The organism is Photobacterium sp. AWH4_225, assembly GCF_056158405.1.
Genome location: NZ_JBSWTF010000004.1, coordinates 286,692 through 301,823, shown reverse-complemented (window position 1 = coordinate 301,823; position 15,132 = coordinate 286,692). Strand labels below are relative to the sequence as shown.

The window sequence follows — 15,132 nt, the reverse complement described above, 5'->3', positions numbered from 1 at the left end:
AAAAAACACCTTACAGAGAATTTTCTTTGCTCTCTTAATATTAGTAAATAGAGTCTTACAGAGAATTTTTATTGTCCTTACACTATAAGTGACGAATTGGTCTTATAGGCTCACGTAGCGATTACCATGCAAACAAGTTTGCCTGTGTCGAATAGTGAACGACCAGTCTCGTTCTGAACCTACCCGATGTTACTGGAAGGGTATCACAAAGTAATAACATCAATTGTAGACGTGGTGTATAACTGGCATACTGGAAATACGGCTTAAACCCTTGATGTTACTGGGTTTGTTGCTATAAATGTTACCTGTGTGGTATACGATACGGAGCTATAATTTTGTCAGACTGGTGTGTGTGTGGACACTGGGACGACTTTCAAGGCTTGGCAAAACGTAGTGTCTTGGTCTCAGTATGTGATAGCAGTTGGAACCATAACGAGTCCGATTCTTTGTAGTAGCCAGTGACAGTATGCTCCACTCCTTTCTGGTTGAAGTAGAAGACAAAGTGGCTACGCAAGTATGTGTTGAGCCGAGTACGACTATTGAGATTACCATCAGCACAATCAGTCAGAAATGAGTCCCATTGGTCTATGCTTTCGACCAAAGATTTGAAGGTAGTGTCAACTTGAGATTGAGACTTCAAGGAGTCGATTTGGTGGTTGAGTTGTTCCTGCTCTTTACCAAGTTCTTCAAGTTTCAGTCTCACTTGAGGTATGTGCGAGAGTTCTATCAGCTCACTGATTTTGGTGTCAACTTCGGACAGACGACCTACCAACTCTGGGACTTTGCTTTGAGGTTGGCTGGAACCAATCAGGGCATCCAAGTTGTGAGTGTAAAGGTTGTTCAGCAGTTGGAACTCAAGGTAAGAATACTCGTACTTGGTCACGTGTGAGCATTTACCAAACTTAGCTGCGTAGCATTGAAGGAACTTTTCTGATGGTTTCTTTCCTTTGTTCAAGTAGGACATGACAGAGCCACAGCACTGACAAAAAGCAATGCCTTGGTAAAGGTTGGAGAATGACTTGCCTTTCCTGCCTGACTTGACCATAGGTGCTCTACGCAAGGCTTGGACTTCATAGAATAGCTCTGGTGTGACTATGGCTGGATAGTAGCCTTCAATGATTCGAGTAGGGTCTCTACGTTTCTTGCCGTCTTGGTCACGAGTGACAGGGGTTAACCTACCGATTACGGAACCATTATTGAGTAGCTGGGTGATAGTTCCAGAATACCACTGTTTACCACGTAGAGGTGGTATCTGCTCTTTGTTGAGCTGGGTGCAAATAGAGTTGGTTCCACGACCTGACTTGGCAAGGGTAAAGATGTAGTTGATGACACTGGCCTTGGACTCATCTACTTGGAAGTCATTGCCACTGACCTTGAGCCAACTTGGGACAGCACGTTTGTTGGCAGTCTTGATAGTTCCTGACTCTGCTTTGGAATGTTTCTTGTCCCAAGATGATTTGATGCGGATGGACTTTACCTTGGATTCTTCGTAAGCACGTAGCAGAGCTGCTATTGAAACAAAGAGTTTGTATGGGTTTTGCTGTAGGTCTTCTTTCGAGTGAGTTTGACCGTCGGCAATAGTTACTATTGGTACACCTGTGTTAAGGAGCTGGGAGAAAAGGGACATTGCCGAGGTTGGTTCTTGCCTACTGATTCGGTCAAGGTTTTCAACGAGGATGACATCATCTGCCGTGATGACGTTTGAGTTTATGGCTTGGATGAGATTACCCAAGGAACCTTGGAGGTTGGAACCTTTAAAAGCTGAGATGCCAAGGTCTTCAAACTTGACTGACTGTAATGACAAGTTGTGTTGAGTACAGTAGTCAACGGCTTTTTGGTACTGGCGTTCATAGGACTGGCCTTTGGCCTGCTTGGAGCTGGAGAAACGGAGGTAAAGATATGCTTTTTTCATCTGCAAAGCAGAGGATTTCAAATTCTTTGTCATAGTGGTCAAGTATAGCTGTTACTGTAGGGCTTGGATAATAGGGGTTAATAGGATAGACAATAGTGAAAGAACAAATGCCGGCTGTATATGCGCAGGCACTAGCCGACAAAGGTTATGCGGCTGTGACTTTTGATTTCCGTGGTTGGGGGCAGTCAGCTGATTCAGTGCGATACATGGAAAGCCCTAGCCGCAAGACTGAAGATATCCGAGCGGTAATCGATGCGGTCGCAGCGCTAGAGCAAGTCGATGGTAAGCGTATTGGTGGATTGGGTATCTGTGCCTCGGCGGGTTATATGCTTGATGCGGTTGCTGGCAATGGCAAAGTGAAAGCCGCGACTGTGGTAGCCCCGTGGTTACATGACCAAGCGATGGCGACAGCGATCTATGGCGGTGAGGAAAGCGTGAAAGGCTTGCTGGCCGCTTCAGAGCAGGCCGCTAACTTGGATGAGCCGGTGTACATCGAGGCAGCCAGTACAACCAATGAAGCTTCCCTGATGTACCAAGCCCCTTATTACACAGAAATCGACCGGGGTTTGATCCCAGAGTATGACAACCAGTTTAATGTCGCTTCGTGGGACGGTTGGCTCAATTACGATGCCCAACTGAGCGCAGCCAAACAAGACAAACCCATCATGATGGTTGCTTCAGAGGCAATGGCACTACCAGCTGGGGCCCACCAGTACCTTGGTAAAGCCGGGCCAAATGTTCAAGCAACCTGGTTGGAGGATATCTCCCAATTCGATTTCTATGACCAGCCTCAGGCTGTAAGCCAAGCGGTAGAGATTGTCGTGAAGCATTTTTCGGCCACTCTGTAGGGTACAGAAAAGGGAGCGAGCATGAAGATGAAGTTTCTTATTGTAATACTGCTTGGAGTGTTATCTATGACCGCTAATTCAGCAACGTTGACCAAAGATGAGGCGCAAATCCGTAGCAATATCGGCGGTTTTGCGGCATTGGCTGACCAGGGGGCATTTGAATATTTAGGACGTTTATTTGCACCTGAACTTCGCGTTGATTATACCTCTTTATTTGGTGGTGAACCTCAGACCGTGAGCCGAAAAGAGTTAATGCAACAGTGGGCTGCTTTCTTACCCGGGTTTGATGCGACTTTTCATGAACTGGGCACAATGAATGTGGAAATTGACCGGCATGAAGCCAAAGCGACGGTTGATTTTACCGCTAGCCATTGGTTGGGTAAGGAAGGCTTCTGGGCCATTTCAGGTCAATATGAATTCTCACTGGTCAAAGCTGGGGATAACTGGCAAATCAACGCTGTGACACTCAATGCCAAAGGGGAAGAAGGAAGCAGGGATGTACTGGCGGAAGCGCCGAAGCATGCTAAAGAGAATTTTAAAGCGAGAGAAAGCGCTAAAGTGAGTGTTGAGTAGAGATTGGGAAAAGCAAAGGCTTTGAAGGCCTTTGCTTTTTTTTAGGGTTTACATGTATGCAAAGCTAATAGGGAGTTACAACCCTTGTTCTTGCCATGGGAGAACAAACATACGCTCGGCATGCTGGGAACGAATCTCTGCCAAAAACTGCGACTCGCGTGATTGCTTGGCAACCAGCAATGGATCAGTCACTGTCAGTGGGTTAAGAGACTGATTCACTACCCAGCCCGCAGGTTTGATCTCTGCGCGTGCCAAATCCTGCTGCAAATCAGCGGCCTCATGAACTGGTGTCGCTTCTGGCAAAGTGCAGATTAACAAACGGGTAAAGTCAGGGTCTCGTAACCTTGGCAATAAGCCGCTCACCTCTTCCGAGTAGGCATCACCACGCTTGAGAACCTCACGGTGATAGCTCTGCGCGGCATCTAGCAACAAGATAGTGTGGCCGGTCGGGGCGGTATCGATAACGGTAATTCTGTTATCTGCCTGGTAAACCGTACGGGCAAAAGCTTGGAATACTGCTATTTCTTCAATGCATGGTGAGCGGAGATCTTCTTCAAGCAATGCCAAACCATCGGCATCCAATTCACCCGCATCGCGGATCACGTCTTCTTTGTAGCGTTCAATCTCGGCCACAGGGTCGATACGTTCCACATTCAAGTTACCAGGAACCTGTCCGGCTGCATCCTGAACGTGGGCTGCTGGGTCGGTAGTCGTCAATGTCACCGGCAGCCCTTTGTCAGCCAGTTGGCGGGCAATCATTGCTGCCACCGATGTTTTGCCAACACCACCTTTACCCATGGTCATTACTACGCCACGGCCACTTTCTGCCAAGTCGTCAATGAAAGAGGTAAGATCATCACTGTGACTGTCGTACAGGTTCACTTGCGGAACTGACTCAATGTTACCTTCAGCTTCAAAGAAACAGGTCAATCCCTGTAAGCCGATTGGTGGGTTTGCCTTCATCGGAATGATGGTCTGAGGTAGCGCGGTCAGTTGCTCCGGCATTTTTGCCAGTGCTTCTGAAGCTCTCAGTGACAGTGCATTGGCAACAGAGTCTGATTGATCCGTTGCGGTAAATAAGCCGTTGATAACAAGTTGTTGGTTGGTTATACCTAGCTCCAGTAGCTCAACGCTACTGCGAGCGGCTTCTTTCAATGCTGCTAGATCCGGGCGGGTAACCAGAACCAGTCGGGTATGGCTCTCGTCTGCCAGTAACTCAACAGCTTTGGCATAAAGCTCGGTCTGCTTCTCGAGTGCAGCCAGTGGCCCGAGACAAGAGGTACCGGTAGAGTTGTCATCGACAAACCCCGTCCAGGCTTTAGGCAGAGACAGCAAGCGAAGCGTATGGCCGGTTGGTGCGGTATCAAAGACAACTCGGTCAAACCCTGCTGTTGCTTTCTCGTCTGCGAGTAATTCGGTAAACGCATCAAAAGCGGCGATTTCCAACGTACATGCACCAGAAAGCTGCTCTTCCATATTTTCAACAACGGCATCAGGCAATACACCACGATAAGGGTCGATGGCTTTTGCGCGGTATGCTGCCGCTGCTGCTCGAGGGTCGATGTTAAGGGCAAACAACCTGTCCACACCGTTAACGGCTGTTGGAGCGCTACCCAACTGGGTTTCTAACACTTCATCAATGTTCGAGGCTGGGTCCGTGCTGACGAGCAGGACTTTTTCACCAGCATTCGCTTGATGCATGGCGGTTGCGCAGGCGGTACTGGTTTTGCCAACCCCACCTTTGCCGGTAAAAAATAAAACGCGCGGTAATTGTGAGAGAAATTCCATCTGGATCACCCCTTAGCATTCGCCGTTGCAGCAACAGCTAGTTGTCTTTGCAACGGTTTCTTCAACGTGTTCTGGCTGTGGTTGGCTACCGTTGACTAACGCAATAAGCTGTTCACGGTTAGGGTAGGTGCCATAGCTGATCAACTCACCGTCGCGCAGGATGATAGGTAATGCTTCGTTTTGATTTGCATCCAATAGCGCTTTGACAGTTAGGTTTGAGACGAAGGCTGCTGGCTCTTGTGCAAGGTTGTGGCGAGTGACGCTATGACCGATTGTTTCCAGGTGCTGAAGGTCAGCGGAAAAGACAGATAGCTTTTGGTCCGGTTTCGGGCCACAGACACCAGATGAACAACACATTGCAGGATCAAAAACAGTGATAGTAGACATAGTGAGGATTCCGTTTTTCGTTATTGATTGTGAGCATTTTCTGCCCCTTTTGTCAGGGGCAGGTATCGTCAGGAATTAGACAGCGTGAGCGACTGGGAATTTATCGCGGGTCTTGTTCGCATAGGCCACTAGAGCCAGCATGACAGGTACCTCAACCAGTACGCCAACTACAGTCGCCAGAGCGGCGCCTGAGTGCAGGCCAAACAGACTGATGGCGACGGCAACAGCAAGCTCGAAGAAGTTAGAAGCGCCAATCATTCCGCCAGGTGCTGCTACACGGTGCGGTTCTTTCCACTTGAACATCCAGTAGTAGGCAATCGCAAAGATCAAGAATGTTTGAATGATCAGTGGGATAGCAATCAATACAATATCCAGAGGGTTAGCCAGGATTTGTGGAGCCTGGAAACCGAACAGCAGAACAACGGTACTGATCAAGCCAAGGATAGAAAGTGGTTTCACTTTGCCACCAAAGCGCTGCAATGCCTGCTCTGACTTCAACACTTTACGGGTTATCAAGCCAGCGATTAGCGGAATGACGATATACAGGACGACCGCAATGATTAGCGTGCTCCATGGTACTGTCACATCCGTTACACCCAGTAGGAATGCTGCTAGAGGTGCAAAGGCAACAACCATAATCAGGTCATTGACGGCAACCTGAACCAAGGTGTAGTTGGCATCACCTTTGGTTAATTGACTCCATACAAATACCATTGCCGTACAAGGCGCTACGCCCAAAAGGATCATGCCTGCGATGTATTCATTGGCCAAATCAGGCGTAATTAAGCCCATCATGTCGCCAAACAGGTGCTTGATGAACAACACAGCCAAAAACGCCATAGTGAAAGGCTTGATCAGCCAGTTTACGGTAAGAGTAACGATTAACCCCTTGGGACGGCGGTGAATATCTTTGATCGAAGAAAAGTCAATCTGCATCATCATTGGGTAAATCATTAACCAAATCAGAACTGCGATGATGAAGTTGATATTTGCGTATTCTAGTCCACCCATAAATGAGAAGAGATCGGGAAAAGCAGTGCCCCCAAGTAGGCCAGCAACCATTGCCAGACCCACCCAGACACTCAGGTAACGTTCAAATATGCCCATGAGTTGTACCTTAATGTTTATCGGTTATCGTCGAATTACGATTATGGTGGTAATAAAAAATGCCTGACTGGGAAATAACATTCAGGCACTGTTGAAATTAGGCGATGTAGCCAATTAATTCTTTCATTTTTGCCATTGCTTCAGGCTTCAGGCTGAAGCAAGTGCGGGGGTGCTGGACTTCAGCATGAACCAAGCCCGCTTGCTTAAGAACGCGTAGATGCTCAGAAATTGTCGATTGTGCAAGATCCAATTGGTCGACAAGATCAGTACCAAGACATTGGCCACTGGCTAGGATCCTTAACAACCGGACTCGAGCCGGATGACTGATTGCCTTGCCAAAAGCAGCGAGTTCTTTTTCGGTTGCTTCATCTAGTTCAATCGGGTCGAGGTTAGTTAAACAGTCGGCCATAGTGATGTTAACTCGCGTTTATCGTTTATCGTGAATTTACGATGATGGTATGCCCATCTCTGGGGGTTTGCAAGCACATTTTGAACTTTTGCTCGAATTTTTGTTGGCGCACTGAGGGTTAGATACAGACCAGACTTCTTATTTGTTGCTGTACTTCTCGTAGCGCATCCAGCGAACCTGAGCTAATCACGGCCAAAGGCTTGTTGTTATCGAACATATTCTTATGTTTTGAGGACATAAAGTGTTTCGATGCAAAAAAGTTGCGACGAGTGTTGGAGTTGGGGTAGAGCAGATCCAGGCTTTCTTGGATGGAGAGCAGGGTGTTAACCCTTGCTTCCAGTTCAGTGTGGCTGATGTCATCGGGCAGGATGAGCTTGCACTGGGCGTCAGTTGCTCCCCAGATCTTTAGCAACTCAGAAGCTTGTTCAACCGATTTTGTCATGGCTGTTACCCCGCTTGTACGCTTGGATATAATCACTGTTGTGGATAGAGAATAGCCTAAAGCTTATGACTTTCAGACCAGACACGAAGGTCATCAAGAATCTTCAGTGCGGTACGGCCAAAGTCAGTCAGCTCATAGCTAACAGCAATAGGGCGGTCACTGATCACTTTTCGGATAACCATGCCTTCAGCTTCAAGTTCTTTGAGGCGTTGGTCGACCATTTTCTTGCTTGCACCACCCAAAAGGCGTGCCAAATCATTAAAACGGACTGGTCCGTCTTTCAGATGATAGATCAGTGAGCCTTTCCACTTGCCGCCAATCAGGCGCATGCCTTTCTCAATGGCGCATGGCTCTGTGCACACATTGGCGACAGACTTACGCCCTTTGCTATCAATTTTTACGACGCCTTCCACGCTATCCACCTCATTCTAAAGGTTACAAAAAGTATACTGGTTGATTAGTGTACTAAGGTTACCATAATAAACTACTTAGCGAAAAGCACAGATGGAAGGCATGTCTGTATATCAGGCTTTTCCCTGTATGTGCTTGAGAGTATGGAAGTAAGAAAAAGAGAATATAATCAGATGATAATGAAAATAAATGGAAGAAATCGAGAGGAAGGTTGGGGTTAAAATGAGTTTATCTAAACATCCACTTTGGCGAAAACCGCAGCATCATTTAGATACAGAGGGAAGCTCAGAACATGTCCACTGGATAGAACTGTTTTACGATCTCGTCCATGTTGTTGCCATCTTTGTGTTGGGTAACTTTCTTAGTCAACACCTCAATCCAGTAGGGTTTGCCATTTTTGCCGCCTTATTTGTGGTGATCTGGTTTGCCTGGTTTGATTTAAGCTTGTTTAACTCCCTTTACGTCAGCACCGATATACAACACCGTTACATCATGGCATCCCAGATCATTACCATCATGGTGATGTCGGCTTCCATTATGCATATAGATGGAGGTGGCTGGGTATATTTCGCAGTGGGTTATGCCATTAACCGGGCCATTATTGCCTTGTTATATTGGCGGGCGAGATTCGTTGGGGATACAGAGGCGGAGTTGCCAAGCAGATTAGCCCGTAATTTTTTCATTGGAGCCATCCTGTTTCTTGTTAGTGCTTTCTTGCCCAACCCTTTTAGTTATCTGGTATTCAGCTTTGCTATGTTGCTGCTGGCTGTTTTATATGTCGAGCCCAAAGTGGGTGTACTGCACTGTGAGCGTTTCATTCCTCGGTTTGGTCATATGGCAGAGCGTTTCGCACTGTTGTTACTTATTGTCGCCGGTGAGGGCTTTTTCAAACTGGTTATTACGTTGGCGGATAAAGGCATCGATCAGGTTGTGGTTGATGTGTTCTTTAATTATGTCTTGGGTGGTGCAGCTATTTTTGTCCTGTGCTGGATCTATTTTGATTTTGTCGGAAATGGCAAGCCAAGGGATGATAAGCCGAAGACATTGGTCAAATGGGTCATTGCCCATCTAATATTGATGCTGTCAGCGGTAACAATCGGTGTGGCATTATCAGCCGAGGTAAAAGTCTCTTTTCTTGACCAGTACCCAATGAAATACGCAGTAATTGGCTGTCTGGGATTGGTGTCCTATCTTTATTGTTTGTTGAAAATACAAGATGTGATTGAGCTTCGTACCGCCCATAGGTTTGCGACGGCCAAAGTGAGGGCATTTGGTATTCTGATGGCGTTGCTGACCTTGGCAACCGTTGCTTTCGTTCCGTCTATTGTGGCTAATTTACTTTGGGGGACGGCTCTGTTTTCTCAAATCATTATCCCAGTGACCAAAGCGTATCGAACCTTCTCTAAAGGAGCATAATCAATGTCCCAGATTGAAATTAAGCTTGAGCGCCCCCGTGTTGAAATGTTGTTTGCGCGGTACAAAGACCAGATTGGTGATGATTATCCCGGCTACCGGAACCATGTTTATCGCACCATTACTTACGCCATGCACTTTCTGGGAAATGAAGCCGAGTTCGAGCAGTTGGTTGAAACCGCATTCGTCTATCACGATATTGGGCTGTGGACAGATCACGAATTGGCATACTTGGAGCCCTCCGAAGCCGTGGCACTGGCCGATAATGAGAAATTTGAGTGGGGTCTGGACCCAGAGGCGCTGCGCGGTGCAATTCATTGGCACCATAAGATCTCACCTTACAAAGGGGAGCACCAAAAGGTGATTGAAGCCTGCCGCAAAGCCGATTGGATAGATGCTTCAAAAGGAACCATCCGAAAAGGCTTGAGTAAGGAAATTATTGCAGAAGTGGAAGCGGCGTTTCCTAACCTAGGGTTTCATGACACCTTGTTACGCCTTGCCAAGAATTACGGCGGTTCTACCTTGGTGGGTGGGGTAAAAGTGACACTCGGAATCGTGAAGTGGTGAATTGGATGGCGGCGGGAAGACCGTCGCCATTTATCGGCGGTGAATAATTGGTTATTACAGGGCTATTTTGTGTAGTCCGGCATTTTCCTCGCCACCAAATAGCAAGCCGCCATCATTGGTGATATAAAAAACGTTACCTTCGCGGGTACTCTGCTGGATCGCGGTATTGCCATCTATGCCATGATTGAGTACCACCGTTTTTGTTCCGTCCTGAGTATATTTGATCACCTCATGGTGGTGTGTTGTGATCAGCCAAGTGCCTTTTTCATCAATGGTAAAATCATCTGCTTGGATATCATCGGCTAACACTGTAATTTCGCCTGGTCGCCCTTCGGTAATTTCAATTTTCCCCACAACTTGTTTGGCTGAATTGGTGAAATATAAGTCTCCCTCGTGGAGCTGAATACCATTGATACCTGGTAGCCCTGGGCGATCTTTCTCCGGCTGCAGTACCGCACCTTCAAGCCAGACTGACAGTTTGTTTGATGCCATATCGAATTTGTAGATTTTGCCATTGAGTGCATCTGCAATGAGGTATTCTTGGTTGCCCAAATAAGCCATTCCATTGAGAAAAGCAGGTGTATCCAGACCGATGAGGCGATCAAGCTGACCATCCCGACTGACTTTATACAGCGCCATACTGTTTACAAAACCGTCACCTTCCAGAATTGAAATTTCATGGACAGAAAGTAAGCCATTGCCCCCTTCATCAAACCTAAGAGAGACGGGGTGCCCGTCGATTTTTGCCCAGAGTTTAGCTTTGCCGTCAAGATGATATTTATACAGTGACATACCGGTGTAATCTGTCGCGATTAATTCGTCTTTGTTGATATAGGTAAGGTTTTCAAAAAAGTGTCCTGCAGGCAGCGAGATCACCGATTCGAAGGTCGGTGGTGTTACCTCGGTCTCGGCGATGACTGGAAAAGTTACTGAGGTATAAAGTGCTATTGCTACAAGGAGCTGCTTGAATGAAATCATCTTCTGTTCTCTCAATCTTGTTGTGTTGAGAAAAATAGTAGATGAGTTTTTATTAACCGAAAACAGGCTGAGAATTACCTTTAGGATAACTAAAAGTTAATGATGGAGATTGAATGATCAGCTAGCAGAATGAAAAACAGAACAAGCGATTGGCTTGTTCTGTTTATGGGTTTTTCAGGTGAGGGCTTCTACCTTTCGCTAGGGTGTGTCCAAGCGAATTTTTCAAAGGGTTTATCTGTTTGGGTATGGGCCAATGCATTTGTGAAGTTGGAGATTAACTTCGCAGACAGGCCAGTCAGTACCTCCAGTGCTTGTCTCTTGGTGTATCCTGCATCCAAGAAAGCTTGCAGTCGCTCGTCGCCAATGTGGCCACGGTTATCCAATAGCGCTTTTGCAAAGTCATGCAGTGCTTGCAGTTTGGCGTCGGGGATGACGGTACCTTCACGTAAAGCTTCAATCAAATCTTCTGGCATCTTGCCAGCTTTCATCATCCAAGTGTGGCCGGGAACGCAATAATGGCAGTTGTTTTCGAAATTAGCCGTCATGAATACGACTTGTTGCTCCAACGGGCTCAATGTCGTGTTCTTCATGAATAAATCAAAGGTCGTATTGTAGGCTTCGTACGTTGCCGGAGCCTCTGCCAAAACGCTGTGCAGGTTGGGTAACATGCCAAACCCTTTTAGGGACTGCGCTACCAACTCTTTTGATTCTTCTGGTGCATTGTCTGCGGTGTAGTAGGTGAACTTGCTCATTTCACTGCTCCTTGTTAAAAATTGGCGTCAAGATGCGCTTCAAAGCGTTTGAAGTCATTTTCGATATCGCCATTTTTCATTACGTCGTAGCACGCGAATGTCGGTAGTGCAGACATGCCGAAGAAACGGAAGTTAGCATGCATATGGAACATCAAATCATCGACACTTTGACCTTCGAACAGGTATTCACTTTCATCGTTGAATGACTCTTTTGGCGCATTGAAGGTGAAAGAAAGCATGTATTTTGTATTGGTTTTTGTGCCGCCAGTACCATAATTCTTTGTAGGGTTGTCTGAGCTGCGACCATCAAAGTTACACAGAGTCCCACCCATACCTGCAGTAAACACATCATCCATATAACGTTTGAACGACCATGGAATCGTCATCCAGTTGACCGGTGATTGCAAGATGACGCGATCAGCCCAGTCAAAATGACCTAGCTGTTCTTCCACCACAATTTCGTCCTGCATAGTTACAACTCGAACCTCATGTCCTTTGGCTTCTAGCTGGGTTCGCGCTTTTTCTACTAAGGCTGCATTCAATTTGCCTTCTGAAAAAGGTGATGGCTCATGGGCGTTGATGATAAGAACGTTGCTCATAACTAAATCCTTCAATTGATGTCACTGGACTGTACTGTTGTAACGATAATTTCAATCGTTTTGCTGGTGTGGTTTATTATGGTTACCTAGAGTTTGAATGCAATTAGTTAACTTTTGGTAACCTACTTATGCATGTTGGCATTTGAGTTTAATGCCTTTTAAATTCAGTTGGTTATGTAATGGAAAAATCTGATTTAATTTTGAAGGTAACTCTATTGTAGTAGTAATTCGTAGTGTCAACGGGGGAGAGAAGCTGATTTACCTGAGCATTTAAAAGTGATCAATATGCAATGCCCAAGAGTATGAATCAAAGCGTCTATTACAAGTTTCGCGTTTGATAAAGGTGATGATGATGTTGTTTTGCAAAGCCGATTTTAAGGATATGGATGACCGGTATCGGGCTAATTTAATTAACAGTTTGTCAGGCTTCAAAAGTGCCAATTTGGTCGGCACCCAAGATGGCGCAGGCAATACCAATTTAGCGATAGTGAGTTCTGTTTTTCACCTTGGTGCCAACCCTGCATTGATAGGAATGATCATGCGTCCACACTCGGTAAGGCGGGATACACTTGAAAATATCTTGGGAGCTGGTGAATACACAATAAATCACGTCAACCATGAGATATGGCAGAAAGCACACCAAACGTCAGCCCGGTATCCGGAAAACGTTTCTGAATTCAATGAAGTTGGTCTGACTCCCCAATGGCGGGATGGAATAAATGCGCCTTTTGTTGCAGAGAGTCGCTTGAAGTACGCTTTGGCTTTGCGATCTTGCCAGACACTAGAATTAAACGGTGTTGAAATGGTGATTGGTGAAGTCACACACTTAGAACTTGATGAAAGTGCGGTGTCGGAAACGGGATACCTTGATATCGAATCATTGGGGAGCGTGGCAATCTCAGGCCTTGATAGTTACCACGTAACTCAACGCCTTGGCCGGTTAAGTTATGCGAAGCCCGGTGTAGACCTAAAGCTATTATGATAAAAGTCCCCAGCCAGCGACAGGCTGTCACTGGCTGGTGAGACTCGTCAGTCAAATAATTGCTGCAAGGCTTACAGGGGCTCAAAAGGTATAATAGGGGTTTACCACTCAACGCTTGAACCATCGAAAACCCGAAAGCTGCCGGAATCGTCTAGCGTCAGGCCTCCAGCGACCTCGATAATGCCAGATACGCTTTGTTGCGGGGTAAATGTCGCTTTTTCCCCACCCATATCGGTTTGTACCCAACCGGGATGAATAGCTAGCGTTTTTACTCCTTGCTCGCGAAGGTTTTGAGCCGCAGAAACCAAGATTTGGTTTAAGGCTGCTTTAGATGTTCGGTAGCTGTACATGTTGCCAGAACTGTTATCGCCAATACTCGCGACCCGGGTTGAAATACCGACTATGGTTTTATGTTCACTCGCAGCGACATTTTCACGTAGGGCCTGAATGAGCAGAGCAGGGGCAACGGTATTGATAGTAAGTACCTCTAGCCATTTGGCTTGGGTCATTTCACCGAGCGTTGCACAGTCATCACCGAGTACACCAGCATTGAGTACCAAGTGATCAATAGCGCGGCCGGTTAACTGCTGGGCAAGGGCATTGATGTCAGCTTCTTTGGTCACATCGAGCGTCAGCAACTCAATAGTGTTGTGTTGCTGTGCTAATTCACTTAATTCTATTGCACGTTCTGGGGAGCGGCATGCTGCCAAAACCTGCCAACCTTTATCGGTATATTGGCGGACAAATTCCAATCCCAAACCGCGGTTAGCTCCAGTGATCAATACAGTAGACATTGATTATTCCTCATCGATTAATTGGCACAGCAAAATTCTAATTCACAGAAGGCTGCTAAAAGCCAATATTGAGTACAAATCAATGAAGATTCGACAATGTCGAACGTGAGGCTATCTACTTCTTATTACGCCAAATTTGATAGTTAGCTTGTCGCATTGCTTTGCCGAGCAGGTGGGCTGCAACAGGGGCGGTGATGAAGAGGAATAAAATTGTACCAATAACCCTGGAGATCACTGTGACTTCCGGCATTGAAAAAGAAACGGCCAACAAAAGGAAACAAATCCCTACGGTGCCGGCTTTTGTCGCTGCATGCATGCGGGTATAAAGATCGGGCATCCTGACGATACCTAGGCTGGCTACAAGGGTGAAAAAGGTGCCAAAAAGCAGCAGTATGCTGATTAAAATGTCCATGGTTAACCCTTATCAAGCTTTTGTTTAGTGATCAGTCTTGCAAACGCAATAGTGCCGAGGAAAGCGACCAGAGCTAGGGTGATGGCAACATCGAGCAATGACTTCTGACCACTGTCTAGGGTATAGACGGCGATAAAACCGATAGTAACGAAAGAGATTAGATCCAATGCCACCACACGGTCAGCCAAGGTTGGCCCAAGTATCAGACGTATAAAGGCCAATACCAAGCTGATAATCAAGCCGATGTACGAGAGTTGAATGCTTACTTGAAGGAAATCAGTCACGTGTTACCTCCAATATCCGGGCCTCGAGGCCTTGTTTTATGTCCTGCTTAACGCTTTCATGATCAGGGGCAAACATGACATGCAAGATGAGATACTTCTTGTCGGGCGTAACATCGAGACTCAAGCTCCCCGGTGTTAATGACACCATGTTGGCCAGCAGGGTAATCTCGAGATCCGTCTCGGCATCAAGCGGAACGTAAACGATATCAGGTTGGCTTAGGTGGGTTGGCGTGATGACATCCCAAACGACTTTTGCGACAGATACGATCATTTCATAACAGAAATAGATGACGAGTTTTACGAATGCGGTAAATTTCTTGAAGTAACCGGTTTTTAACCCAAATGGTTGGCAGAGGCTCAGAGTAAAATACCCGACAATAAAGCCAACAATAAAATCGACACTGCTGTATTGGCCGTTGATCAGTGTCCATGCCATGGCAAGAAACAGGTTTAGGATAAAATAACTCATTTCTT

The 15,132-nt window shown here is 46.5% G+C and carries 19 protein-coding genes; 5 read left to right on the top strand and 14 right to left on the bottom strand.

What is annotated here, in order from left to right:
- Positions 1–373: 373 nt before the first annotated feature.
- On the bottom strand, positions 374–1,912 hold the full coding sequence (locus ACXAD4_RS18785; RefSeq protein ID WP_475243354.1) for a recombinase family protein: 1,539 nt from the start codon (positions 1,910–1,912) through the stop codon (positions 374–376).
- Between the two features lie 95 nt (positions 1,913–2,007).
- Between ACXAD4_RS18785 and ACXAD4_RS18780 the strand changes: the two genes are divergently transcribed.
- Both ACXAD4_RS18780 and ACXAD4_RS18775 read left to right on the top strand, forming a co-directional pair.
- Positions 2,008–2,760 carry an alpha/beta hydrolase gene (locus ACXAD4_RS18780; protein ID WP_475243353.1) on the top strand — a complete coding sequence of 251 codons (753 nt, stop codon included), beginning with the start codon at positions 2,008–2,010 and terminating at the stop codon, positions 2,758–2,760.
- 66 nt (positions 2,761–2,826) lie between these two features.
- A complete protein-coding gene (locus ACXAD4_RS18775) occupies positions 2,827–3,333 on the top strand; it encodes a nuclear transport factor 2 family protein (RefSeq protein WP_475243352.1) in 507 nt (168 codons plus the stop codon).
- A 75-nt stretch (positions 3,334–3,408) separates the two neighbouring features.
- Here the strand turns inward: ACXAD4_RS18775 and arsA are convergent, their stop codons facing one another.
- The 6 genes from arsA to ACXAD4_RS18745 form a co-directional block, all read right to left on the bottom strand.
- Entirely contained in the window at positions 3,409–5,121 is a 1,713-nt protein-coding gene (gene arsA / locus ACXAD4_RS18770; RefSeq protein ID WP_475243351.1) for an arsenical pump-driving ATPase, read from the bottom strand.
- Between the two features lie 12 nt (positions 5,122–5,133).
- The gene (gene arsD, locus ACXAD4_RS18765) at positions 5,134–5,508 is read right to left on the bottom strand and encodes an arsenite efflux transporter metallochaperone ArsD (RefSeq protein WP_475243349.1); all 375 of its coding nucleotides are present in this window, start codon (positions 5,506–5,508) and stop codon (positions 5,134–5,136) included.
- Between the two features lie 75 nt (positions 5,509–5,583).
- Positions 5,584–6,615, bottom strand: a complete 1,032-nt coding sequence (arsB, locus tag ACXAD4_RS18760) for an ACR3 family arsenite efflux transporter (RefSeq protein WP_475243347.1) — start codon at positions 6,613–6,615, stop codon at positions 5,584–5,586.
- A 97-nt stretch (positions 6,616–6,712) separates the two neighbouring features.
- On the bottom strand, positions 6,713–7,024 hold the full coding sequence (locus ACXAD4_RS18755) for an ArsR/SmtB family transcription factor (protein WP_475243346.1): 312 nt from the start codon (positions 7,022–7,024) through the stop codon (positions 6,713–6,715).
- A 118-nt stretch (positions 7,025–7,142) separates the two neighbouring features.
- Positions 7,143–7,466 (bottom strand): hypothetical protein, encoded by a 324-nt coding sequence (locus tag ACXAD4_RS18750; protein WP_475243345.1) that lies wholly within the window; start codon positions 7,464–7,466, stop codon positions 7,143–7,145.
- Between the two features lie 56 nt (positions 7,467–7,522).
- On the bottom strand, positions 7,523–7,879 hold the full coding sequence (locus ACXAD4_RS18745) for a winged helix-turn-helix transcriptional regulator (protein WP_475243343.1): 357 nt from the start codon (positions 7,877–7,879) through the stop codon (positions 7,523–7,525).
- A gap of 220 nt (positions 7,880–8,099) precedes the next feature.
- Between ACXAD4_RS18745 and ACXAD4_RS18740 the strand changes: the two genes are divergently transcribed.
- Both ACXAD4_RS18740 and ACXAD4_RS18735 read left to right on the top strand, forming a co-directional pair.
- The gene (locus tag ACXAD4_RS18740; RefSeq protein WP_475243341.1) at positions 8,100–9,293 is read left to right on the top strand and encodes a low temperature requirement protein A; all 1,194 of its coding nucleotides are present in this window, start codon (positions 8,100–8,102) and stop codon (positions 9,291–9,293) included.
- 3 nt (positions 9,294–9,296) lie between these two features.
- The gene (locus ACXAD4_RS18735; RefSeq protein WP_475243340.1) at positions 9,297–9,857 is read left to right on the top strand and encodes an HD domain-containing protein; all 561 of its coding nucleotides are present in this window, start codon (positions 9,297–9,299) and stop codon (positions 9,855–9,857) included.
- A gap of 54 nt (positions 9,858–9,911) precedes the next feature.
- Here ACXAD4_RS18735 and ACXAD4_RS18730 read toward each other — a convergent pair whose 3' ends face one another.
- The 3 genes from ACXAD4_RS18730 to ACXAD4_RS18720 form a co-directional block, all read right to left on the bottom strand.
- Positions 9,912–10,835 (bottom strand): SMP-30/gluconolactonase/LRE family protein, encoded by a 924-nt coding sequence (locus ACXAD4_RS18730; RefSeq protein WP_475243339.1) that lies wholly within the window; start codon positions 10,833–10,835, stop codon positions 9,912–9,914.
- 188 nt (positions 10,836–11,023) lie between these two features.
- Positions 11,024–11,587 carry a carboxymuconolactone decarboxylase family protein gene (locus ACXAD4_RS18725; RefSeq protein ID WP_475243337.1) on the bottom strand — a complete coding sequence of 188 codons (564 nt, stop codon included), beginning with the start codon at positions 11,585–11,587 and terminating at the stop codon, positions 11,024–11,026.
- A gap of 14 nt (positions 11,588–11,601) precedes the next feature.
- Positions 11,602–12,186, bottom strand: a complete 585-nt coding sequence (locus tag ACXAD4_RS18720) for an NAD(P)H-dependent oxidoreductase (RefSeq protein WP_475243335.1) — start codon at positions 12,184–12,186, stop codon at positions 11,602–11,604.
- A 352-nt stretch (positions 12,187–12,538) separates the two neighbouring features.
- On the opposite strand from ACXAD4_RS18720, the gene ACXAD4_RS18715 reads away from it, so the two are divergent.
- Positions 12,539–13,168, top strand: a complete 630-nt coding sequence (locus tag ACXAD4_RS18715) for a flavin reductase family protein (RefSeq protein ID WP_475243334.1) — start codon at positions 12,539–12,541, stop codon at positions 13,166–13,168.
- Between the two features lie 101 nt (positions 13,169–13,269).
- Here ACXAD4_RS18715 and ACXAD4_RS18710 read toward each other — a convergent pair whose 3' ends face one another.
- The 4 genes from ACXAD4_RS18710 to ACXAD4_RS18695 form a co-directional block, all read right to left on the bottom strand.
- Positions 13,270–13,962, bottom strand: coding sequence for an SDR family oxidoreductase (locus tag ACXAD4_RS18710; RefSeq protein WP_475243332.1), 693 nt, complete (start codon positions 13,960–13,962; stop codon positions 13,270–13,272).
- A 115-nt stretch (positions 13,963–14,077) separates the two neighbouring features.
- Positions 14,078–14,374: a monovalent cation/H(+) antiporter subunit G gene (mnhG, locus tag ACXAD4_RS18705; RefSeq protein WP_475243331.1), complete on the bottom strand. Its 297-nt coding sequence runs from the start codon at positions 14,372–14,374 to the stop codon at positions 14,078–14,080.
- Positions 14,375–14,376: 2 nt separating this feature from the next.
- Positions 14,377–14,658: a monovalent cation/H+ antiporter complex subunit F gene (locus tag ACXAD4_RS18700; RefSeq protein ID WP_475243330.1), complete on the bottom strand. Its 282-nt coding sequence runs from the start codon at positions 14,656–14,658 to the stop codon at positions 14,377–14,379.
- Positions 14,651–15,127 (bottom strand): Na+/H+ antiporter subunit E, encoded by a 477-nt coding sequence (locus tag ACXAD4_RS18695; RefSeq protein WP_475243328.1) that lies wholly within the window; start codon positions 15,125–15,127, stop codon positions 14,651–14,653. Before ACXAD4_RS18695 ends, ACXAD4_RS18700 begins: the two co-directional genes overlap by 8 nt.
- Between the last annotated feature and the right edge of the window lie 5 nt (positions 15,128–15,132).

What these genes read in the sequence shown, in the direction of transcription:
- ACXAD4_RS18785 (WP_475243354.1), bottom strand. Translation starts at nt 1,912, where the DNA reads ATGAAAAAAGCATATCTTTACCTCCGTTTCTCCAGCTCCAAGCAGGCC.
- ACXAD4_RS18775 (WP_475243352.1), top strand. Translation starts at nt 2,827, where the DNA reads ATGACCGCTAATTCAGCAACGTTGACCAAAGATGAGGCGCAAATCCGT.
- arsA (WP_475243351.1), bottom strand. Translation starts at nt 5,121, where the DNA reads ATGGAATTTCTCTCACAATTACCGCGCGTTTTATTTTTTACCGGCAAA.
- arsD (WP_475243349.1), bottom strand. Translation starts at nt 5,508, where the DNA reads ATGTCTACTATCACTGTTTTTGATCCTGCAATGTGTTGTTCATCTGGT.
- arsB (WP_475243347.1), bottom strand. Translation starts at nt 6,615, where the DNA reads ATGGGCATATTTGAACGTTACCTGAGTGTCTGGGTGGGTCTGGCAATG.
- ACXAD4_RS18755 (WP_475243346.1), bottom strand. Translation starts at nt 7,024, where the DNA reads ATGGCCGACTGTTTAACTAACCTCGACCCGATTGAACTAGATGAAGCA.
- ACXAD4_RS18750 (WP_475243345.1), bottom strand. Translation starts at nt 7,466, where the DNA reads ATGACAAAATCGGTTGAACAAGCTTCTGAGTTGCTAAAGATCTGGGGA.
- ACXAD4_RS18740 (WP_475243341.1), top strand. Translation starts at nt 8,100, where the DNA reads ATGAGTTTATCTAAACATCCACTTTGGCGAAAACCGCAGCATCATTTA.
- ACXAD4_RS18735 (WP_475243340.1), top strand. Translation starts at nt 9,297, where the DNA reads ATGTCCCAGATTGAAATTAAGCTTGAGCGCCCCCGTGTTGAAATGTTG.
- ACXAD4_RS18730 (WP_475243339.1), bottom strand. Translation starts at nt 10,835, where the DNA reads ATGATTTCATTCAAGCAGCTCCTTGTAGCAATAGCACTTTATACCTCA.
- ACXAD4_RS18725 (WP_475243337.1), bottom strand. Translation starts at nt 11,587, where the DNA reads ATGAGCAAGTTCACCTACTACACCGCAGACAATGCACCAGAAGAATCA.
- ACXAD4_RS18720 (WP_475243335.1), bottom strand. Translation starts at nt 12,186, where the DNA reads ATGAGCAACGTTCTTATCATCAACGCCCATGAGCCATCACCTTTTTCA.
- ACXAD4_RS18715 (WP_475243334.1), top strand. Translation starts at nt 12,539, where the DNA reads ATGTTGTTTTGCAAAGCCGATTTTAAGGATATGGATGACCGGTATCGG.
- ACXAD4_RS18710 (WP_475243332.1), bottom strand. Translation starts at nt 13,962, where the DNA reads ATGTCTACTGTATTGATCACTGGAGCTAACCGCGGTTTGGGATTGGAA.
- mnhG (WP_475243331.1), bottom strand. Translation starts at nt 14,374, where the DNA reads ATGGACATTTTAATCAGCATACTGCTGCTTTTTGGCACCTTTTTCACC.
- ACXAD4_RS18695 (WP_475243328.1), bottom strand. Translation starts at nt 15,127, where the DNA reads ATGAGTTATTTTATCCTAAACCTGTTTCTTGCCATGGCATGGACACTG.